The following is a 21405-nucleotide window of genomic DNA, read 5'->3' on the forward strand; positions in this document are numbered from 1 at the left end:
TACGTACTCTTTAATCTGATAGGCTTCCGGATTTCCAGAACAATTAACCGTGGCCATATTTGTCCATGTGAGATTTATCTCACCTCTGGCAGCCGTAGCTGTTACTGCGCCAATTGCGACGTCCATACTTAAAACCATTAATCCAATTAAAACTGCTAACCTAGTCCACATTTTTAAAATCCCTATCAAATTTGTTTTGAAACCAGCGTTAAACTTTCCCCTGGAGCTAAAGTGATTTGTGCAGACTGCTCAATTGGTTGGTTAGTAAGCACGGAGTAGTATCGTTGTGCTGGCAATGCATTTACATTGAATATAGATGAAAACTGGTCATCCATATTTACTATTGTGAATACCACGCTACCTTTACTTGCAGTTGTCACGATAAAATGATTGTTTGTACTGAGCTCGAAATCGGTATGAACATTGCCTTTATAAAAGTCCGCCAGCTTGTTACGAATTAAAATCAGCTTCTTTAATGAGCCAACGAATTCACTATCAACATCTGCATAGGCTTGTTTTTTCCATTTCAAATAGGTAGAAGTGTCTTCTATATACTGTGTGTTCCAATTCGTTTGCGAACCATCATCCCAAATCATGTCATCTCTGAAATAAAGATCATTAGAGGTAGAAAAGCCAGGGAGTCCCAGTTCGCCACCGTAGTAGAGGCTAAAATTATAAGGTAAAGCCAACACAATAGAGTGTGCGATTTTTGCAAGTGAGGTAGAGTGGAAATTGGCCCGGGGGAAATCATGATTTTCGAAAAAGACATATTTCTCAGAGGCATTCGTAGTGTTTGATAGTAAAAAACTCAAGGTGTTTCTTAATGAGTTCACTTTTTCACTTACAGAAAGTTCTTCTGAGGTTACAACGTTGTGCACAAAAGGGCCAACCTCAAAGTCAAATTGATAATCAACGCCTGTAAGTGCTTTCTGATACGAGTTAGCTGTCTCGTGTTCAGCATAAGCCTCAGCTAGGAATTCAACCTCTGGGTTTAGTTCTTTTGCATAGCCAGTAAGCTCCAACAGAAAGTTCCTGTTAGCCTCCGTATCTCGTTGACCTTGCAATGGTCCAGTTTCTACAAAGTATCTTGCTGCATCGAGGCGAAATCCATCGACGCCTTCCTCAATCCAAAATTTGACAACTTCTTTTATCTTGTCGACTACTTCGGGATTACTATAGTTAAGATCTGGGCTCGCATAGCCAAAAACTCCATAATAAAATTCTTCAGTTTCCACTTTCGAATGAAACACTTTATATGGATCAGAATCATTAGACCAAGGCAAACCATAGCCTTCTAATGGGCCTGGCACCCATTTATAAAAGTCACGAAAGTTGCCAACGTTAGACAGTGAGTTTTTAAACCATTGGTGTTGATCTGATGTGTGATTTACAGGTAAATCTAAAAGAATTTTTATGCCTAACTCATCAGCGGTACGAATTAATTTAAGAAAGTTCCCCTTGGTTCCATAAATTGGGTCTATAGAAAGATAATCAGTAACTTCATAGCCATGATAAGCTGGAGAAGGGAAGATGGGACTTAGAAGAAGTTTTTTGACCCCAAGATCAGATATATATTGAAGCTGGTTTGTTATACCTACAAGGTCACCATAACCATCACCGTCAGAATCTCGAAAAGAACGTACCCATACCGAATAAAGCGTATTGCCCTTGCTGCTATCCCTTTCAACATTGCAACAAAGTTTGCTTGGAGTTGAACTTACCGATATCCCATTAGGGGGGACTTGTATATTCTCACCGGTTCGGGTCAAATTTGAGTTTAAAACCCAAACGAACACGCAGCCTAATACAGCCAATAAGATTAACTTCTTGTATTCCATTACTTAACATCCATACAACACCACGGTTAAATTATAACCAATCAATATTGTTGTAAAGTTTTATTTTAAGTAGTTGAGCGTTTTGCAGAGGGGCGCACCAGAATCAGAAGATATTCTGCGGCAACATGATAATATTGCTTTAACAGGGTGTCTTAGACTTATGCTTACAGGAAAAATTCTGCATAACAGTTTCAATATTCCAGGCAGTACTATCAGTAGCTTAAAGATGTCTAGATATGCATGTGCGTATTCCGATTTACTTGAACGACCATTCCGGTTTTATTTGAACACCTCAGATCAACGCATCGTTGGCTAGTCGATTTTTACCTTAAGTGTTCAAGTGGCGTCAGCCAGCGTGTTATCACCGATGGATTGATACCACTGGTCGGTGGTTAACTGGCTGATGAGGATAGTTGAGCTGCTGCCGTGGCGGTCATCCATGATCTCCATCAGGTCGTTGCGCTGCGCCGCTTTGAGCGGCTCCAGTCCCCAGTCATCCAGGATGAGCAGGTTGAGTTTAGCCAGGCTTTTAAGCTTCTTGCTGTATGTACCATCGGCTTTGGCCTGGGTGAGCTCCATGAGCAGACGACTTACCCGGTAGTATTTCACCGTGTACCCTTTCAGGCAGGCGGTGTTGGCGAGCGCACAGGCGATATAGGTTTTCCCGGTGCCGCACGGCCCGGTGAGTAACAGGTTCTGTTGCCGTTGTAGCCAGTCGCATTGCAGTAGCCCTGTCATGACACTTTTTTGCAGGCCGCGTGGAGGCTGGTAGTCGATGTCATGGGCGGTGGCCGCGAGTTTCAGTTGTGCCTGCTTCAGCAGACGCTGTTGTTTACGGTTATCCCGCTCCTGGGTTTCCTGGTCGGTCAGCAGTTGCAGCCGTTTGGCGAAGCATAATTCCTGATACTGGCCTGGTTGTTCCAGTTGCTGGCTTAATGCTTTCGCCATGCCGCTGAGTTTGAGCTGGTGCAGCTGTGAGAGTGTGGTACTTAGCATAGGTTTTCTCCTTAGTGGAAGCTTTGTGGGCCACGGATATTCTCGTGGTGTTGAGGGAGTGTCAGGGTGTCCTGACTGGATTCGCTGATGAGCTTGTCCTGATTGCTGTTTAAGATGTCTTTGAGCTGTTGCAAGCGATAGAGCTGATGCTGATTAGCCAGCTTGCAGGCGGTATTGAGCCGCTGCTGCGGATACTGACTGGCTAATCGCAATGCGCCCAGGCAGACGCGGAACGCCTGTTGGGGATGTGGTTTACGCTGAAGCTGTGCTTTCACCCAGAGCAGCACGTCATCACCGATGTCTTTGGCCCAGTTCATCAGGCTACCTTCACTGACTTTGTGATAGTGCTGATGCTGCGCAGGCATATGTTGCGGTGTGGTAGTAAAGCCGTAACGGTCAGTGCGGGGATGGCTGGCCACGCGTTTGCCCTGGAAGTAGAGTTCGATTAAACGCGGTTTGGCGTGGAGTTCTACCCGTTCACCGACCAGTTGATGCGGTACGGAGTACAGATGATTCTCATACTGCACATGGTAATCGATGTTCACCTTGGCATTGCGGATGTCGGTGTATTCATAGGCATGGCGCGGCAGTGGTTTTAAGGCAGGCTTATCCAGTTCCTCGAACCACTGCTGGCGTGTGCCTGCTAGTTGTTTGAAGGGCTTATTGTTCACCTCCGCCAGCAAGGCGCGGATGCACTGGTTCAGCTCATGCAATGAGAAGAAGGTGTGATGGCGAAGCCGGGCTAATATCCACCGTTCGATGATTTGCACGCCCACTTCGGCCTTGGCTTTATCTTTGGGTTTATACGGCCTCGCCGGGACAATCGCCGTATCATAGTGAGCTGCCAGTTGCTGATAGGCCGGGTTGATATCCGGGTCGCTTTTACAGGCCTTGGTCACCGCACTTTTTAAGTTATCCGGCACCACCATAGCAGGGACGCCACCGAGATACCCGAAGGCCTGTATATGACTGCCCAGCCAGTCTTGTAAGCCTTGCGTCCAGGTGGCTTCGGCGTAGTAATAACTGCTTGCGCCCATGGCCGCGACGAAGATTTGTGCGTGGCGGATTTCACCCGTTTGCGGATTGACCACAGGCATGGTTTGACCCGCATAGTCCACGAACAACACTTCACCCGCCCGGTGATGTTGACGCATGGAGCGGCGCTGTTTCTTCAGCCAATGCAGATAACGGTCGCAGAACTGAGAGTAGCTGTAACAGCGGTTGGGGTATTGCTGGGTGTATTCTTCCCACAGCAGTAGCTTGGTCACGCCTTTGCGGCTCAACTGCTTGCGCAAGTCTGCCCAGTCCGGCTCCTGAAATCGCTTGGCATGGCGAGTATCAGCTTGCGGGTAAAAACGCCGGGCTAACTGGGCATCATCCACTTCATCCGGCAGCGGCCAGGACAAGTTCATTAACTTGGCTTTACTGAGCAGTGTTTGAATACTGCCGACACTGACTTTGGTGCTGCGGTGGATCTCGCGGATACTCAATCTCGCCGAGAAATGCAGCCTTAAAACCTCTCTGATTTTACGCATTGTAATCCTTTTCAAACCTAACCCTCACTCGCCAACGAAAAGTCAGAGGTTAAGTTATCAAATTAATAGTGATTTCAATGCGTTGAAAAGATTCCGGTGTACTTGAACACCAATTCCGGAAATCAGCCCAAAAGTGTACTAAATAAATCCGGAATCAGTGTTCAAATGATTCCAGAATAGGTGTTCAAGTGTTTCCGGAATCGCTGTTCAGATCAGGCCGGAATATGCTGGGGTCTTACCATTTCGAGCCCGAATAGGCTGTTTTTGCTCGGGTTTTCACACTATAAATTTACCCAACCTACTTACCGCCGAGGATATTCCGTCAGATGTCATGGACAAGATGATAGTGTCAAAGATCTTTCGCTTTTTTGATCTGCAGTACGTTTAAGCTAAAAACTGTTGTTCAATTTCCATTTCTTTTAGCAAGTCCATGTTCATGTACTTTCTGGTTCCCCATTTTGTTCCGGCAATATGTCTGAGCCTAGCTGCACATAGCATGAGTGCCGATTCGCCGTCAGGGAATGCGCCCACGACGCGCGTTCTACGCCTGATTTCCCGCATGATGCGTTCTAATGGGTTATTTGTTTTCAGTCGTATCCAGTGCTGCTTAGGGAACCGGTAAAAACTAAACGTTTCATTGATGGATTGCTGAACCTTATCCGCCGCCGCATTCAGACGCATGCTGCGAAGTTTATCTATTACCAGCTTAGCTTTTTCCCGCGCCGCCTCAAGGTCTTCCTGCGCATGAATAGCCTTTAGCATATCGGCAACGTGGCGTGTTTTGGTGCGTGGTACCACACTAAAAACATTCCGATAAAAATGCACTGTACAGCGCTGCCACAGTGCATCAGGGTAATATTCGCCAGCGGACTCCATCAGTCCCAGACAGGCATCGCTGACGATGAGTTTAACCCCGGTTAGCCCGCGTTGCTTCAGATGAGATAAAAAGCCAGACCAGCCAGCTTTGTCTTCTTTAGCGCCTTCTGCAATACCCAGCACGCGGCGATAGCCGTCTTCACCCACACCAATTGCAACCAGCACCGAGACGTTGCGTATCTCACCGGCCCAACTGCGTTTGAGGACAATACCGTCCAGGTAAACGTAAGGATAGTTACCTTCAATAGGCCGGTTGCGCCACTGCTCTATGTTCTTGAAGGCTTTTTTATTGAGATTGGAGACCGTGCCGGAGCTTACACGCGTGCCCCACAATGCCTCAGTAATATCTTCAACCCGGCGAACGGAAACACCGGCCAGGTACATTTCAATCAGCGCTTCTTCAACCGAAGCCTCACGGCGTTTGTAGCGTTCAATAATGGCCGTTTCAAACGTGCTGTTGCGTAGCTTCGGCATCTTTAATTTAACTTTGCCAGCCTTGGTTTCGAAGCCGCGTTCGTAATAACCCGCCCGGCTATCTTTACGCTGGTCAGAACGCTCATATTTCTGGGCATTACAGAGCTGTTCGGCTTCAGCATCCAGCATGTCATTGAGCGTCTGCTCAACGGTGCTTCTGACCATATTATCCAGTTCATCACGAACTAAGCCTTCATTTATGCTGACAATCTTCTTATCATCTTTCATAGCAGTGCCTCTTGTTTTGTGCCGTTGTTTTGTTTGGTCACTTAATAACCTAGCAAAACGGGAGCACTGCTTCTCAAAAAAGCGAAAGATAATTACGTTATCGACAAGATGGCTATCGCTTGGCGTAAAAAACGAGGGATTCATGGTGCATTCAATGGTCCAGTAAGTCGTGAGTTTGGCTCTGTGAATTGTGAATACGAAGAGCAGGTAGATGCTGAGCTGGCTAAGCTGGTAAAGGAAAGGGAAGGACAGCCTGAAATAGAGGCCAATCTTGAATTGGATGACATTTTTGAAATTGTTGCGAACAGGTCAGAAGGAACAAAGCGGTGACAGGAAGAGTCCGATGAGCTTATTAAGAGTAGGAGGACTCTACTCAGATTTTTCGGATAATAAGTGTATGAGAGCGCAGTTCTTTGAAAATTCTATACGAGTCTTGGACCAACCATAATGACAATTCCTAAAGTATAATTAACGTTAGTTTAATCCTAAGAAATAGAAAATACAAATCACCAGCAATGCAAAAGGGTCTGTACTGTTGTAATGAGTTACCATTGCCCTATAAGCAACTCAATGTCAGTTTGATTTTGCACACAAACCTTTTCCGTTAATGTACGCAAATAACTTTTATGGAAAATTAACAAAAAAGTAAATTTTCAGTATTAGATTGTTACAGTTTTCCAAGTCATGGTATCCCTGATTCTTTCTCCTGGGAATCCTGCAGGATTAGACAGCACGCGAGTACCTGCAATTGAATAGTCAGTTGGCGTATGAGTGTGGCCATGGAACCAAAACTTCGCTTTCGACTTTGCAACCAACTCGTCAAGGTGGCTTGCGTAGGCAGGAGAAAGTCTGTGAGACTTAAAACGTTCAGAAACAGACCTAAGGCTTGGTGCGTGATGCGTGATAATCACACGGTTCTCATGAGAGGAAGTGATTGACGCTTCAAGAAATGCTCGGGCCTCAGAATGCAGTAACATTGTATCCGAAGGGGAGAGCTTTCTCCCATTCTGTCTGCCGCTTCTAATAAGCCTATAGTCATCGAGTTTCCTACAGTCATAAAGCGCTTCGTTTGAGTTATTGAACAGGCGAAAGTCTGTCCATAATGTTGTGCCTATAAATTCAACACCGTTAATTTCAACTTTGCGGTTATTTAAGTAATGAATCCCTAGCTTATCAGCTGCTTCGATCAATGCTGACTCACAACTCTCTAGCTCAAAGCCATAGTACTCATGATTGCCAGAGACATATATTATGTCCCGATGATCGAAGTTCTTTCGAGCCCACTGCATGCCCCCTATCCCCTGATGAATATCGCCGGCAAGAATGATGACACCTTTCTTGGGCTGAGAAGGAATTATTACCTGCTCATCAAACTCGAGATGTAAATCGCTCAGAAAACTAATCTTCATAGTTAAGTACACCTACATAGCATGGCTAATCGGAGTTCGCAAAATAGGTGAAAGAAATCAGAAGCGACAAGTAGAACGACTATTGACCTGAACCGCAACAATTGGCTCATTGATGCCATTAAAACTCAAAGGCCCAATATCCATCTCCCGTACAAATGCGACAACCAGATTAGCTTTGAGCTAAATTCTTCTCACACTAGCTCGCTTAATCAATGGTAAACTTTAGTTTTCAAGGCATCTGCAAGCAGCTGATAATACAGCTTTTCATATCTGACTAGAAAAACAACCAACACATCGCATTTTAAAAAGACTTATAACGTCATATATCCATACCTAGGATATCGTGTCAACAGAGCTATAATCCGAATAGAAAATACTCCTCTGCTGCTTCTGAATAATCCTTTTCGTTATATTCAGCAGGTTGAGGGTAAACAACCTGCGCGTGTGTTACCTCCAGCATAGCTAAACCTAGCGCTAATGTAGAAATTTTATTAGATAACGGTATTATGACCACATTTTGATTTTGGAATTTTTCAGACCTCAACAATTCAAGAATATAAGTCTTTAACTTAGCTAAATCAGTTATATCAATTTCTTCAGAGTAAAAGTTGGATCCGTAAAGAGTTTTTAAATTTTCAACCAATTCCTTACTACGCGCATAATATGCTTCACTATAGGAAGAGTTGCTATCCCCACTAAGAACCGTAAGGAAAGTAGGTTCATATTCTTCAATAGCTTCAATAGAGCGTTCAACCTCAAAGCCGCTTAATAGTATTAAATGTGTTTCGCTATTAAGGTCGAAGTCCCCAGCATATCCCAAGACTGATCTTGTATTCAATACACCCTTTGAAAGCCAATTTTCGCTCATCGATTTCGAAGGTGTATAAATAAAAGTCGAATGCTTTAAAAAATTATGATAATCGAGAACCTTCAATATTATCAGCAGCATCTCTCTAGTAAAAGTTGATATATCAAAAACGATCTTACAATTAAGCCCAGTTAAATCAGTTAAAACCGGAACTAATTTTTCGTTGCAAGTAAATAACACATCAATTGGATCGGTATATTTACAGCTAGCTATGATAAAATTTGACTTATTTGGAAATAAAACCTCACCGTCGTTGTTTTTTTCGTTAGTAAATAATACAACTCTTTTCCAATTGTCGACTCCAATATCTTCTAATACAGATTTCCACCGTTTCTCAAAGCTTGTGCTAGAAATTAGTATTGACTTTTCCGCACTTATTTTAGTTGCCAGCTGACCTCGATTTACTATTTTTTGCAACATTTCAGATCACCTATATATCAAGACTAGCTTGGTAAATACTACTATTATCATTTCCTTTTAATCGACTTCTAACAAAGCGATTTGGACTGGAAAGTGCAATTTCTAGCATTTCGGAAGTTATAGACATACTATATGCGTATCCACTAGGATCAAGTTGGAAATAAGGTGCTAGTCGATGAGAAAGCGTATACTTGGGCTTCCTACCAATACCTTCCTTCGAGCCATGAGAAGAATACTGTAAGTAACCTAAGTCTACAGCTAGTGACAAAATTTGCTTAGTGTCGCTTCTTAAAGATTCAGGATTAGCTAATACAAATGAGAGAAGCTTTCTTTCTGAGGCCTCTTCATCCAACAACCTTTCTCTGAAAAGCATCCCTAAACTTACTAGTAAGTTATGCACTTTCGAGTAGACTGAATTTTCTACGATCTCCTCGCCTCTATCTTCAATTTTTGGTAGCTCGTCATCAATAAATGAGTGAGACCACTCCTTCAAAACTTTATCTTGGATAGAGGCAGGTATCTTGGCAATTGCTCCTTCATCGTTAAAAGCTTCTTTGTTTCGAGTACCGTTAGATGAAATTAATTCACCAAACATCTTTGCCGCAGGATCTATAAACCAACGTATTATGCCTGATGATAGATCAACCATACTCTTAAATCCCGCATAACTATATGTAGAACTTGATTTTCTTTTCCCGGCAAGCATAGACATGTAAATTGGAGTTGCATACCTGATAACATCGTCAGAAGCTCTTGTTCCTCGTCCCTTTCCGGCAATATGCTTAGCCTTTAAGTCGCTTTTTATTTCTTCGATTTTTTCACGTTGAGCAAGGTCTTCAGGAAAAAACTCTTCGACCGGAATATGAATCCCCACTAGTTCAAGTCGCTTCTCGATAATATCTTTAACGCGCTTAGCGTACCTGTTCTCTTTGCGCGTATAAAGTTCACTAATATTAACCTCGCTGTAATCATGAGGTGACTCAATTAGCTTTCCATCTACAGTTCTATACGTTGAGTACCGGTTTTGCGTTGCGACTTTTAGACATACAGAGTCTATAGTTCGGCACGATACCCAAGTATTTAAAATTCTTTGCATCCTTGTATCTAACAAATCAGCGTCATCTATCATTAGATAAAAAGGCCCACCACATCCCCAAGGCTGCTCCTTAAGCTCTTCTAATAAAGGCACGAGGAAGTCTAAATATGAAAGGAGTCCGCCATTGTAATCGAGCGTTTCAGGCTTGAAAAACATTAATCTCTTTACAAAAGATTTTATTTTGTTGAATTCAGTATGAAAATGGGAAGTAAGACTCTCTAAAGTAAAAAGCTCGTCAATATTGATCTCATTCGAGCCACAACCCACCAAAAGTCTATTTAAACATTCCAAAATATTTTTATCTAAATCGTCTATTTCAATATTTTTACTTAAAGACCTAAATAAGCAATATGTAATATGGCTAATCATCAAATGTTCAGCCAAATATTGATACATAGTTCCGTCTAGCAGGTCCCACTCGGTAATATCCGACCAAGCTTTTTTTATTGGTATATGTAACGCGAAGAACTCTAAATCCCGAATGCTGTTGGCCTTGCAAGCAGCGATTTGAGCATCTGGCTCCATATACCGAAGCATCATGCTCTTTCCGGTCCCTCGTGGTCCTTGAATAAATGTATGACTTTGATCATCAACTTTCTTGAAATCACTAAACACATCCACAAATAATCTAGCCACTTCTTGAGCGGATAAAGCTTCTGGTGTTCTAACTTCGAAAGGATTAATAAGATTAATTGTCATTGGAATCGCCTTCAGACTGACCGATCCGTTTGTTGAGATTCTCTCCAACCCAATTTGGATGCTTCTTGCTCAGATTTAGTTTCTCCGATGGATATCCCTCTCCACTATCTATTGTTAACTCATCAATTTCCTCATGCTCCTCATCATATAATGTTATTCTTGCCCGAATCCCATCGACCGCGATTAAACCATCGAAAAACTTGGAACAGTACATTAATTCTTGATACATTTTTTCTACTCGATCGAATATTTCGTCAATCAAGTAACAATCAGAATCAAGCTTCCCAAACTTCGTCTTAACGTCTTTGTCATATATTGTGTAATGAACGTTTACCCTCCTTGATATCAGATCCACAGTGCAGCTAGAGATAGAATTAGCATATAAATGAAAAACTTGACTAGTTTTTGGGAGGTCAGTTATCTCTGTTAGGAATGGAGAGGTTCTGGTTTGGTTTTCACATATTTCATCTGCAAATCTCACTATAGCAGCAACCAACCTTGGTCTATAACTTATTGATATGAAGTTACTTTCCCTATGTTTAATTCTCGCATTAATGGTATCTTTATCGCCGCCCTTAACTTTTCCTCCATGACTTGCAGCTATATCAGCAATTATTTTTCTCTCAACTGGCGATTCTAGCGCTACAACACCCATTTGGTTCAGTATTGTCATTGGTTTTTTTTCGTGCTCATGGCGACTAAATACATTACCCGCATCATGTAGTAAAATAGCTGAAAGCAATAAAAAAACTTCGTACGAAGTTAGATTACATTCAACATTATCACGAGAAATACCTAGAAGCATCCCAGCATATTTTATAACCTCTTCAAAATGCTCTGGGCCATGGTCAGTAAAGAAGCTACCATCCTCAGCGCTTGTAGCTGAGCCTATAAACCTATAACAGTTCCTATTCAGCCAATCTTTCATTGCCTTATATTTAGCTATATAGTCAGCTTTACTTGGCATTTGGTCTGCGTTATATGTCTCTTCAAAAGCTTTTTCTAGCAGAGTATTAAATTGCGTCATTGCGTTACCAAATTATGAGAAACAATTGATTTAAAAATCGCCTGAGCGAGTAATGGAGGTACAGCATTTCCAACCTGTTGCTGCTGAAAACCGATGCTTCCCTCGAAAACAAAAGAATCAGGAAAAGATTGCAGTCGGGCTGCTTCCCTAACTGACAAGCCACGATCTTGATGGGGATGGATTAGCATATTTTTCCTGTAATTCCCTATAACTACGGAAGGGCTATTTTCACTCAACCGGTGGTATATACCCGTATGACAGCGAGTCCTGTCTTTATAATTGGCCATTAACTCAGCTGGAATACTTTCCCAATTTCCCCCCTGAGGTATATGCTTGTACCGCTCAATTATAAACGGTGCATTTCTTGTCACAAGGTTATTATTACACCCATTCAATTCCCCTCTCATCATCTGGGAGTATTGTGACGGTTTCCTTATCTTTTTATATTGTTTGAAACACTCTGAACTGCCATTTTTTAGTACAGGCAGGTCCTCTAAAGCGTCTCCAGCTGTTACAGTTGATTCCGTACAGCCTTCAGGAAACTTGAACCTTTGCCCATGCAAATTACCAACAATAAAAAAGCGATCTCGTTTTTGTGGCACTCCGAAATTAATAGCATTTAGCACCTCGGACTCACATGAATATCCAAGTTCGGATAATGACGTTATCATTTGCTCAGCAAAAATCCCGCCTTCGGTTTCCAATATTCCTTTAACATTTTCAAAAACAACCCAATCTGGCATGTACATTTCAACTACACGCAGAAACTCCTTAAACAGCCAGTTATTTTGGTTGTCAGAACTTCTTGTACGTTGGTTAGAAGTAGAAAACCCTTGGCATGGGGGTCCACCGAATACTACCACAGGCTTATTTTGCTGATTCACAAGTTCAACTTTTTGAAAGTTGCGAATATCATCAGCAAACATACTTACAGTGGGTACGTGATTGCGTATATATGTAGCCGCTGCGTGTTTGTCCGCTTCGACAACAACCTGAACATCAACACCGGCTAAACGAGCTCCAAGAGACATCCCTCCCGCGCCTGCAAATAAATCTATGCCTATCATTACTAATTAAGAGATTAAGTTAATAGAGCGCAGCGTAGCTCCCAATCTATCAAATTGTCAAACTAAAATGTTATATAATAAATAGTATTCAGTTGGTTATCATAGGCGAATTTTCATTCTTTCAGTCCATTTCTCAATTTCGTTATGGGCTAACGCACCAGCTTTTTTCGACTTTTGATGCGCAAACCAAAAGTGGTTTTTCGCGCCGACCAACTTGTCCAGATGCTCTTTAGGCCAAGATAGGGAGGACTTCAGAAGCTGTTTTACTATCTCGAATAGATGTGCTCCAATATCGCCAATTACGCTGGCGCAGATCACTTTGGTAAACAATGCCTTGCTTGCACCTGAGGTGTCAACTTCCAGCAGGTAGTAACTCTTGTTGCCGACCGTAACATTAGCAATGGCCATACACCTGGGATTACCGCCATTTTCCAATATATGCTTTTTTTGCATTTGTCGACGGGCGGTAATTTTCAGCTTATAAAAGGCGATATTGCAGCCATATTATTTCTAAAGAGGTTCGAGCATCTCAAAGTAGCTAGCAAACTTATTTAGGTGGGCTGCTTTAGTGGCAGTCTCCTCCAACGTCGGCTTTACAATTGAAAAATTAATGGCGTAGGTTCATAAACTGGATTAATTCTTCGGTTTATGCGCGTGAGTCCACCCATCGAGCTCCAGCTGCCCAAAAATGCCTTTTTGGGAATATGGCTTGCTTAAGCTCTCGATTCTCCCGTTTAAGCTCTTTTATTTTTGCACCGGCATCGGGAGTCACACCAGGCCTCTTACCTGAGTCTAACTCACGCCTTTAATATCTCAGTGATTCGTCTTTTCTTTTCATAGATGTAGTGGAGCTAAGCAGCTGTACGTTATAGAACATCAACTATCTTGACCGATTGTCGATCTATATGCGCGTTTAATAAAGGACAAAGAGTTATCTTTCGCCTACATACCGATCACTTTTTCTGCCGCTCTAGCTACCCATGAATCCAATGCATCTTGTTCATTTTTTATCTTATTTTCAGGATGACCCAGATACTCCCTAACTAAGGTATTTTTTGAAATAAACCGTCGTTTCCAGCTCATCGCATTTGCACCCTCACCTTTGTATGCAGTCATCAACTCATCGAGAATCAATTGAAATGTAACGGAGGTATCGCCTGATCGAAAAAATAATGTGGATAACGTTTCGGCTTCTAATGTTCCGTCTTTCTTTGCCTTACTTGTTAATTCAATTTCTAGTATCTGAATTGTCGTCGATTTATCTCGCGTAATAACAGCATGGCAATACCGACGCGGTCGATCCCCAACCAAATGCTGACTGCGACATCTTTTCTTCGGGACATCTCCGATTTTACTTTCAGTTTGCCACCCATATTCTTCTTCCAGTTTTTGCAACATGGACTGAAAGAACCTAATTTTCTCGGGAGCATCTACTAATTCCGGAGGGTCAAGATTGTCGACATCCACCTTTAGCCCCTTTCCTTTGTCACTTCCTTGTTGCAGACTAGCCAGTTCTTCAGGAGTCTGCTCTTCTACATCTTCAAGATCTGGTTCATTTTGGGGTGGCAGCGCTTGCACATGCCTTGGGCTACGCCTTGTATCGAGCTCCACATCAAAATTTAATCCACTCCGCCCTAACTTAACAGAGTGCCGCTTTTTACATGATTTCGGGTTCGAGCCCGGATCTAGCTCTTTAATATCTACCGGCGGCCTACCTGGCGATTTGACATTTTCTTCGCTATCTTCAGACTCTTTGCCTAGCAATAGATGGTCATCAGTGTGTGAGAAATAAACAATATCAAGGTCAGGTGCCTTAAGACCAGAAACTGACCTAATTTCACGAATAAATACATGGTTTTCTTCAGGCTCTCTGCCCGTATACCCTGCAAGAGAAATTTCACAATGGCTCAAGTCTGGCGGTGTAAAATCAAATGTCCAACGATCAGCACCGTTTTCAATTGTTGAATTCTGATTAATTGATTTAAAAATGGAGCCGAAGCTAACTTGTGTGTCTGAGTCAAAGAACAACCAGGTAAAGAATTTCCTGTACTGTAGGCTGTTCATGTACCTGATGGGTATATTCGCAGACAATTCAACGTTTCCAACCCAACCTTCAGACCAGGACTTACCTAGTTGCCAGGTATTCCCCTGATAAACAGCGCCACGAACCACTTCTGAAGAATGAAAGAAAAGCATGCGTGCGACTTCTGCTATTGGTAACCAATATACTTTTTCGTCAATTTCGATTCTGTAGAGAACACAATTGTCGAATTGGCGTGCAAGACCATGGGCACGTTTTAAGGTGCCTGGTAAATCTCTGAAAGTAGCCTTTTGCCATCGTTTCTGCCTTGGCAAAATAACTGTTTCTGTCCAACCCTGGGCTTTGTTTTCTGTTGATGTTCTTGGAAAAACGGTTCCTGGTATCAATGTGGGAAGTAGGTCAATAGGTAAAGGTTTTCTGATGATACCCAAGTCTTTATTATGGAAATAACAAACTACATTCCATTCTTTCCCAGGTTTCTGGTACCAGTCGCCCAGTAATAACAACTTAGATTCTTTGGGGATTCCACGAATTCCAATTTCATCGACCTCTGACATAGATCTGGCTATCCTTTCCTTTGAACTAGCGCTTGTATTTCTGTTTCAATCCTTGCGGTTACCAACTCATCGCGAATGTTAGCAACTTTGAGTAAACGCCATCGTTTAACCTCAAGGTGATTCGATTTTATTTGTTCGTAAGCACTTCTCAACCTTCGGAGTTGGTGATCTTCTACCGATTCCTCGTGAGAACAGAGCCATTGTTTCGTTTCCGGTAGATCAAATAGATGTTTCTCTACAGAGTTTGACCGGGGCAGTTCCTTAATGAGTAGAGTTCTTGTCAAACGCGGTCTATTGCGGACGTTTGCCATGCCCTCGTATACCGATTCAAGATGCGCAACGTTTTTTGCATCCCAATCGCTGTAGTTAACGACGAAGGGGGTTTGCGCATTTACTTTTCGTATTGGCCTATTAGACATTAACCAATTCTTATCGTTGCGATACAACCAAGAATAGATAGCACCCTCGATACATCTAAGCTCTTTAACTCCTGCGCTTGGGTGCCGCTTTAACATACCTACCCAACGCGATCTGTATTCTGCAACGTCGTCCCGTACTGTCATTACTTCGCTAGAATGGCTAGGCACTAAAATTCTGGCCGGAAGCCTGCGCACTTTTTCAAATAACTTAGTTACCGACAATTCGGGGACCATTGCAGTGGTAACAAGCAAATGGCGCAAAGGGTGAAATGACTTGCGATGTTTTCGAAATAAGTTCGTCAGCCAGTAGCTGCTTTCTGAATCCTGAAATTGATCCTGGAATATTGTTCCCGCCCAAGTTTTCTTCAGTAGCCTGTGTATTTCCTGATGGCAGATCCGGCTCTTTTTCACTAGTCCGAGTTCGGCTGCTAGATTTCTGTAGAATAACGTCCAGCGGTTAAAGCCAAGGCCTTTAGATTGAGAAGCTTTAAGTAATTGCTCGTACCTGTCATGCAGCGTCCTTTCGATATCTTTCAGCTCTACATGTCTGATATCCGCATTCAATTTACTCTCGTTCGCCGCAATAAAAAGATGTTTCTCTTTCGGATGGAAAGATATCGTTGAGTATTCCAGTAAGCATGAATGCTTCCCGCAAAACGTCAAGGCTGGCAACTGGTGGATTCGCTGCCAATAGCACTCACCGAAAGTCCTTCTCTGTTCTTGCAAGCATTGAGGGCAATAACGGAAATATTCCGGTTGTTTGACTGCACTGGCGGCAATACCAGATCGAGTATGAATGTCACCTCCTGAAACTGAGCGCATGGAACGAATCGTTTTCGTAGCTTGTTGCTGAGATAGGAAAGGTAAATAAACTGGTGCCAATGTGAATGAGTCAATCAACTCTTCTACAATCGTCGGCCAAACAAGTTGAAGGTTATTAATGAGCGAATTTAAGTGGCTTGGTAAGTCTGGAACAGCGACAGCTGTTGAAGAAGAAAATACTTCCCGAACAATAGCTTTTTGATTACCAGCTAAGCCAGTATGTTGCGCATACCGTGCAACCATGCTGTACAGCAATTCGTCCTGATAAGGAACAGGAAAGTAGCCCAGCATACTATCCAGCCAGTAATTCATGGACAGGGTAAATAAGACCTTTCTCCTTCATCACCTCATACATAGATCCTGATTTATCCGCATAAATCTTCCTGAGGTCTTTCTCAGATAGTTGGCCCCAGCTGTCTCTGTTTGTATAGACTGGTTTGGTGTCAACCTTTGTCTTTCTTGAGTTTTCTTCACCCGTTTGTGTAAGCGCGGTTGTCGCCATTTGTATTATCTGAATCAGGGTAAGGTCTGGATTCCTCACCAAAGCATCTGTAATAAGAGGCTTCGCAATGTCTTCGGAAATACCCATTGAGACGATAGTCTGTATCGCTGAATTAGCGATGTTCGTCTCATCAGCTTCTCCCAATTCAATCTTTTTAGGTTTTTCTAGTGGTTGTGATACGAGCTTATCCATTGCGTTTAGCATGCTACTTTCAAACTTTGGAAATATGAGATCGTTGCAATCTTCAAGTTTCTTCCTGTTGCCTGTCCGCAATGCATCAAGCAAAGGTTTAACGATTGAAAACTCATCTTCAAACACTTGCTCCAAGAGTTCAGGGGATAGAAGTTCTTCTTCTGGAGTAGACGCTAATAAGACTGCGCGAGCTTGGGCAAGACAAAAGAGTTTCACAACTATATCGGGCACGCCTTGAGTCAAATCATACAGTTTATTTGTCAGCGACTCATTTCTCTCAACCTTATTGTTAAGCCACTGGTAAGGCCATAGCTCTTCAAGAAAATCTTCCCAGCTTTCATCCCTAGGCAATCGGTCCCAAACCAGACTTCCATCTCCACTTGCGCGTCTTGCCTGCCGGAACTCGCTCGCAAATAGTCGTAAAGCTTTGGGAGTTCCAATAAGTACCACTGAGACTTCTACCACATTTACCAGCGTTACCAAAAAGTTGATCATTTTCTTCTCGCCACCACTTTTAGCGAGACTCATGTGCTGGAACTCATCGATGACAATCAAACCAATGGCGTGTATCAAACAAAGATCAGCAACATCTGCCATCATTTTTGCGATGGTTGGTCTGCCGGATGCGTACTGTTGCCTGTAATTAAGGTTCAACCGACGATCTAGCGCGATAAAAAAGCTTAGGCAGAAATCAGAAAGTGAACCATCGTATGGACAATCAACTTTAAGCCAAGGCACCTGGAGCATGTGAAGATCTGGATGATATATCACACGCGGATAAGTGTTCAGTACAAGGTTTATCGTCGTGGATTTTCCAGCACCGGAAATTCCAGCAATCGTCATAGATGAAGCAGGAGAGTCAACATCATTATGCATATAGGAGGTTAGATTTTCATTCTGAATCAATCCACGAATGGAATTTAGCTTTCGTTTGAACGTTGCGGTATTTGGGTTCCTATTCAGATAACTGCATCGAATCAGTTTCGACAGTTTCTGCTCGATAATTATGTGGTTTGTTTGAGGTACAAAAAAATCTCGGGTCAATCGGTTTATTGCATGAGTTCGAATATGACATGGCAAATTAATTTCTTCATGCTGAAAACGTGGCCTCTTTATCAAAGCTTTTGCCACCTCTATTGGGCTCAAAATTAAAGGAAGCGCTGAAATCAAAGGGTTTTCGTTATACTCGGGTAAACCTTGTTCTTTGTATTCTGCTTCAGGAAATCTCGTCACCTTTGAATTAGTCATCTGAGTCCTCCTCTTTTAACAGGTCCTTTAACCGAGTCGGAAGTTTGAAGCTCTTTTGCTCGGCATTTGCACCATGAATCGGTGTGACGGTTGCCGATGTTGTTCCCAAAGACTCATTGCGATCTGCTGTTTTCTTGCTTCGCTCATACTGCCTTTCATTACGCTTATTGTCGGTAATCCCTTTCGCTCTTTGCGCTTTCTCTGCTTTCGAATATTTTGGTTGATGCTGCTTGGACTCGTCTTTAATTTGCTGAAGTTCGCTAACCAAATTAACAGAACCTGATCGTTTCTTAAGTTTTGACGTAGCCGCTACATCCAATCGAATATCCTGGATAACCCAAAGCTCCCATATCGTTATATTGGCATAAGCTCGACTGCGGGAGGTTAAGTTTGCTGGTATAAATTCAGCATACGAGTCAGAGGGGCGAAGGTAAATTGCATTCGTACTGTATAAGTCATAGGCAACGGTAACCGTTTTAGGCCCTCTGTAATTCTCTTCGAACCAGCCCCATTCCAGCGCTTGTTTACAACTGTAATAACAACCAAAAAGCTTTAGGCCATGTTCGGTCACAGTCGCGTTGGTATGAGGGAGCAGGTTGACTTTGACTAGTTTAGGGTCAGGTCTTCTTAGCAAGCCTGTGCGATATGCGATACCCCAATTCCAGAGCGCCAACGGGTTCGCTGCGAGTTTTTTCGGAATATCAGAATCAATATCGTAAGTTCTGATATCATGATCATTATTGTAGTGAAGCACTATCTTAATCATCATTTTCGTGAACTCTTTGAGAGTTAAAATTCCATCTTGTCGATAATCATTGCCATGGCGTTTCTTGCCAATTGGATTTTTAGTTACGAAACCTTCAACAAACGGCTTCATTTTAGTCTGAACGGTTCGGAAATAGCGTTCTACAATTCCTTTCCAGTCTGCTCTGTAAGCAGGCGTATTTTGAATCTCTACATGGAAAGCTTTACTGAGTACTTCGACATGTCGACCAAGCATTTCACCTTTGTCCCCAATTATATGCTCTGGCAAGCCCTGCATTGGCCATAGGTCCGGCGTGATCTCAATGTTATGCTCTGCACAATAATCGACTTTATTTGCCATCGCATTTCCAAGTGCTTCCATTGCACTAACCCAGGACGCATTCTCCAAGCCTATGTACATACCAACGATTGCTCGACTGAATACGTCTACAACGAAGTACATAGTTGGCCGACCAACTATTTCTGTGCGGTCTTGCTCTGAAACAAGGTAGACATCAGCAATAGTCGCATCAATTTGGTAAAGGTAACCGGGGCCTGGCACTTCCGCTGTGGAGGTACCTATACTGGGACTAAAGCCTTTCAGATAGTTAATTTCACCTTCACGCTTCTTGGTCACTTCAATTGAGGTGTATTCTTTTTGAAAAAAGTATTTAAATTGACGCTCTGTAGGCACATCGACTAGGTCTGCGGGGGAGGAGGGAATATTAACTCCATAAGCTATTAACATTTGATTGTAGGCATAATCAAAATCGTACTTATTTTCGTTAAGGTAACTTTTTTGAATTACAACCCTGAACAAGGATTTTACTTGTTCAGTAATCGGAATGCCCTCTCCGAGATTACGAGTACGTATCCGTCCATTTCTCTTTTCTTTAAACGTCTTAGGTCTTCCTAATCCTCCGCACAAATCATAACGGCCACTCAAAGTATTTTCGCACATGCCGAATTGCCAATACCGTCGTAGCCACCGATATACCGTTTGCTTGGTCACTTTATTATCTTCCATGATCTGATTGATCAGCAATCCACGAGCTTTCCTCTCATAAATATCTGGCTCTGATTTAACTATTGTCTTAATAGCAAGCCATGCTTTTTGTTGCACTTGCTGTGATTTAGAGCCCAGCTTAGGTAAGCTCATACTGATATTTACATAGGGATCATCGATCCCATTGAGATCGGCTCTGGCCAATAAGTGTTCAAATTCAGATTTCCGTGCTACTTGTGGCAGAGCTCTTTCGTCATCAATATTTATCCAATGAACTACCTGCGGATTGCTCCAGAGTATCCTGATCCTTTGAGTATCCCATTGATATACATCATTTGGCATGAACATAATTCGCCTCCCGATTTAACCAGTGCTCTGATAGTTCAATATCCTTTGCTTTTAGCTTACTGTGCAGTGTTCCGTGAATGTCCCAAAGAAATGCGTGTTGCGCGGCTAAGTGCCTGAAGTATTGTAGGTGAGCGCCGGGCGCTTGAGCATATTTTTCATCCAATTCTCGCAATGGCACTGGTAATCTTTCTTCCGAATTGCCATCAAGCACTTTGGCGATTCGCTCGAAAATGCTCATTCTTTCGGAAACCTCAAGGTCATAACTGTGCATGTGAGGCGCTAACCATCGGATATTTTTTACAGACGTTACCGGAACATCTTGCTCCGTGAATCCATACCAAGCTACTTCTTCTTTTTCCCAAAATCGACGTTCTATCTCCTGCTTCTCTAGTGTACGCTCATCCTCTAGGTGGTCAGCATACTTGACTGAAACAGCATGGCTTACTAGAAGCCCATCAATTTCCATATCAATTAGAAAATCAGTGGTCATAACCTGGAGTATCCCTTTGTAAGCGGGATGTTTGATGCCTAGTCTTTTTGAAATATTAATAGTGGCTTCCGGGTTGAGAGGAAACTGCTCCCGTATATCGGTAACAGATTCACTCCAATCAAAAAGCAAGAAGACAGCAAGCTCGAGATCTGAGAGTAGGTGGACGATGCGGTTATGAGTCAAAGCGGGACGGCGATGCACCCTACCTTTACTCGGAACATCTCGAACAGTTAAGAATGGTTTATAGTCTATGCCATAACCTTGGCCACGCTTTTCCTTTTGCAAGCGCTTAAGTATTGCGGTTTCAAGAAGATTCTTGAGCTCTTTAGGGTAGGGGCTTAAGAAGGATGTTCTCATTTTAATGATCCGAGCTATGCCATTAAGGTTCAGCATAACTCGGATCATCAAAAGTATGATAGTTTTTTGTTCAGTATGATACTTTTTTGTAAGTATGATACATTTTTGTCAATCCACAACGACACCGAAGAGAGCACCACAAATGG

Annotated in this window: 16 protein-coding genes; 1 reads left to right on the forward strand and 15 read right to left on the reverse strand. The window is 42.7% G+C overall.

Annotated elements, in window-relative coordinates; genetic code table 11:
- Positions 1-185: 185 nt before the first annotated feature.
- The 4 genes from ACLBLI_RS18190 to ACLBLI_RS18205 form a co-directional block, all read right to left on the reverse strand.
- The gene (locus ACLBLI_RS18190) at positions 186-1838 is read right to left on the reverse strand and encodes an alpha-amylase family glycosyl hydrolase (protein ID WP_414828942.1); all 1653 of its coding nucleotides are present in this window, start codon (positions 1836-1838) and stop codon (positions 186-188) included.
- 336 nt (positions 1839-2174) lie between these two features.
- Positions 2175-2834, reverse strand: coding sequence for an IS21-like element helper ATPase IstB (istB, locus tag ACLBLI_RS18195; protein WP_414828943.1), 660 nt, complete (start codon positions 2832-2834; stop codon positions 2175-2177).
- Between the two features lie 11 nt (positions 2835-2845).
- Positions 2846-4369, reverse strand: coding sequence for an IS21 family transposase (gene istA, locus ACLBLI_RS18200; protein ID WP_414828944.1), 1524 nt, complete (start codon positions 4367-4369; stop codon positions 2846-2848).
- Positions 4370-4753: 384 nt separating this feature from the next.
- Positions 4754-5947, reverse strand: a complete 1194-nt coding sequence (locus ACLBLI_RS18205; RefSeq protein ID WP_414828945.1) for an IS256 family transposase — start codon at positions 5945-5947, stop codon at positions 4754-4756.
- A 108-nt stretch (positions 5948-6055) separates the two neighbouring features.
- Between ACLBLI_RS18205 and ACLBLI_RS18210 the strand changes: the two genes are divergently transcribed.
- Positions 6056-6277: a hypothetical protein gene (locus ACLBLI_RS18210; RefSeq protein WP_414828946.1), complete on the forward strand. Its 222-nt coding sequence runs from the start codon at positions 6056-6058 to the stop codon at positions 6275-6277.
- A 329-nt stretch (positions 6278-6606) separates the two neighbouring features.
- On the opposite strand, the gene ACLBLI_RS18215 is transcribed toward ACLBLI_RS18210, so the two are convergent.
- From ACLBLI_RS18215 to ACLBLI_RS18265, 11 genes are all read right to left on the reverse strand, one after another.
- The gene (locus ACLBLI_RS18215; RefSeq protein ID WP_414828947.1) at positions 6607-7356 is read right to left on the reverse strand and encodes a metallophosphoesterase; all 750 of its coding nucleotides are present in this window, start codon (positions 7354-7356) and stop codon (positions 6607-6609) included.
- 355 nt (positions 7357-7711) lie between these two features.
- Positions 7712-8644, reverse strand: coding sequence for a hypothetical protein (locus ACLBLI_RS18220; RefSeq protein ID WP_414828948.1), 933 nt, complete (start codon positions 8642-8644; stop codon positions 7712-7714).
- Between the two features lie 10 nt (positions 8645-8654).
- Entirely contained in the window at positions 8655-10439 is a 1785-nt protein-coding gene (locus ACLBLI_RS18225) for a hypothetical protein (RefSeq protein WP_414828949.1), read from the reverse strand.
- Positions 10429-11466 carry a hypothetical protein gene (locus ACLBLI_RS18230; protein ID WP_414828950.1) on the reverse strand — a complete coding sequence of 346 codons (1038 nt, stop codon included), beginning with the start codon at positions 11464-11466 and terminating at the stop codon, positions 10429-10431. Before ACLBLI_RS18230 ends, ACLBLI_RS18225 begins: the two co-directional genes overlap by 11 nt.
- Complete coding sequence (locus ACLBLI_RS18235; RefSeq protein WP_414828951.1) at positions 11463-12533, reverse strand: DNA cytosine methyltransferase; 1071 nt, start codon at positions 12531-12533, stop codon at positions 11463-11465. The genes ACLBLI_RS18230 and ACLBLI_RS18235 overlap by 4 nt, the downstream gene beginning before the upstream one ends.
- 99 nt (positions 12534-12632) lie before the next feature.
- Positions 12633-12941, reverse strand: coding sequence for a Tn7-like element transposition protein TnsE (locus tag ACLBLI_RS18240; protein WP_414828952.1), 309 nt, complete (start codon positions 12939-12941; stop codon positions 12633-12635).
- A 534-nt stretch (positions 12942-13475) separates the two neighbouring features.
- Complete coding sequence (locus ACLBLI_RS18245; protein ID WP_414828953.1) at positions 13476-15131, reverse strand: hypothetical protein; 1656 nt, start codon at positions 15129-15131, stop codon at positions 13476-13478.
- 8 nt (positions 15132-15139) lie between these two features.
- Entirely contained in the window at positions 15140-16684 is a 1545-nt protein-coding gene (locus ACLBLI_RS18250; protein WP_414828954.1) for a TnsD family Tn7-like transposition protein, read from the reverse strand.
- Positions 16665-18314 carry an ATP-binding protein gene (locus tag ACLBLI_RS18255; RefSeq protein WP_414828955.1) on the reverse strand — a complete coding sequence of 550 codons (1650 nt, stop codon included), beginning with the start codon at positions 18312-18314 and terminating at the stop codon, positions 16665-16667. Before ACLBLI_RS18255 ends, ACLBLI_RS18250 begins: the two co-directional genes overlap by 20 nt.
- On the reverse strand, positions 18307-20412 hold the full coding sequence (locus tag ACLBLI_RS18260) for a helix-turn-helix domain-containing protein (protein WP_414828956.1): 2106 nt from the start codon (positions 20410-20412) through the stop codon (positions 18307-18309). The genes ACLBLI_RS18255 and ACLBLI_RS18260 overlap by 8 nt, the downstream gene beginning before the upstream one ends.
- Complete coding sequence (locus ACLBLI_RS18265; RefSeq protein WP_414828957.1) at positions 20396-21295, reverse strand: TnsA endonuclease N-terminal domain-containing protein; 900 nt, start codon at positions 21293-21295, stop codon at positions 20396-20398. Before ACLBLI_RS18265 ends, ACLBLI_RS18260 begins: the two co-directional genes overlap by 17 nt.
- Positions 21296-21405 lie beyond the last annotated feature (110 nt).

The sequence above is a fragment of the Alteromonas sp. H39 genome (assembly GCF_047556435.1).
In the GTDB taxonomy this organism is placed as follows: Bacteria; Pseudomonadota; Gammaproteobacteria; order Enterobacterales; family Alteromonadaceae; genus Alteromonas.

Excerpts from the sequence above, each read along its gene's own strand:
- ACLBLI_RS18240 (WP_414828952.1), bottom strand. The coding sequence starts at position 12,941 with ATGGCCATTGCTAATGTTACGGTCGGCAACAAGAGTTACTACCTGCTG.
- ACLBLI_RS18260 (WP_414828956.1), bottom strand. The coding sequence starts at position 20,412 with ATGTTCATGCCAAATGATGTATATCAATGGGATACTCAAAGGATCAGG.
- ACLBLI_RS18265 (WP_414828957.1), bottom strand. The coding sequence starts at position 21,295 with ATGCTGAACCTTAATGGCATAGCTCGGATCATTAAAATGAGAACATCC.
- ACLBLI_RS18215 (WP_414828947.1), bottom strand. The coding sequence starts at position 7,356 with ATGAAGATTAGTTTTCTGAGCGATTTACATCTCGAGTTTGATGAGCAG.
- ACLBLI_RS18210 (WP_414828946.1), top strand. The coding sequence starts at position 6,056 with ATGGCTATCGCTTGGCGTAAAAAACGAGGGATTCATGGTGCATTCAAT.
- ACLBLI_RS18230 (WP_414828950.1), bottom strand. The coding sequence starts at position 11,466 with ATGACGCAATTTAATACTCTGCTAGAAAAAGCTTTTGAAGAGACATAT.
- istB (WP_414828943.1), bottom strand. The coding sequence starts at position 2,834 with ATGCTAAGTACCACACTCTCACAGCTGCACCAGCTCAAACTCAGCGGC.
- ACLBLI_RS18255 (WP_414828955.1), bottom strand. The coding sequence starts at position 18,314 with ATGACTAATTCAAAGGTGACGAGATTTCCTGAAGCAGAATACAAAGAA.
- ACLBLI_RS18190 (WP_414828942.1), bottom strand. The coding sequence starts at position 1,838 with ATGGAATACAAGAAGTTAATCTTATTGGCTGTATTAGGCTGCGTGTTC.
- ACLBLI_RS18245 (WP_414828953.1), bottom strand. The coding sequence starts at position 15,131 with ATGTCAGAGGTCGATGAAATTGGAATTCGTGGAATCCCCAAAGAATCT.
- ACLBLI_RS18235 (WP_414828951.1), bottom strand. The coding sequence starts at position 12,533 with ATGATAGGCATAGATTTATTTGCAGGCGCGGGAGGGATGTCTCTTGGA.
- ACLBLI_RS18205 (WP_414828945.1), bottom strand. The coding sequence starts at position 5,947 with ATGAAAGATGATAAGAAGATTGTCAGCATAAATGAAGGCTTAGTTCGT.
- istA (WP_414828944.1), bottom strand. The coding sequence starts at position 4,369 with ATGCGTAAAATCAGAGAGGTTTTAAGGCTGCATTTCTCGGCGAGATTG.
- ACLBLI_RS18220 (WP_414828948.1), bottom strand. The coding sequence starts at position 8,644 with ATGTTGCAAAAAATAGTAAATCGAGGTCAGCTGGCAACTAAAATAAGT.
- ACLBLI_RS18250 (WP_414828954.1), bottom strand. The coding sequence starts at position 16,684 with ATGAATTACTGGCTGGATAGTATGCTGGGCTACTTTCCTGTTCCTTAT.
- ACLBLI_RS18225 (WP_414828949.1), bottom strand. The coding sequence starts at position 10,439 with ATGACAATTAATCTTATTAATCCTTTCGAAGTTAGAACACCAGAAGCT.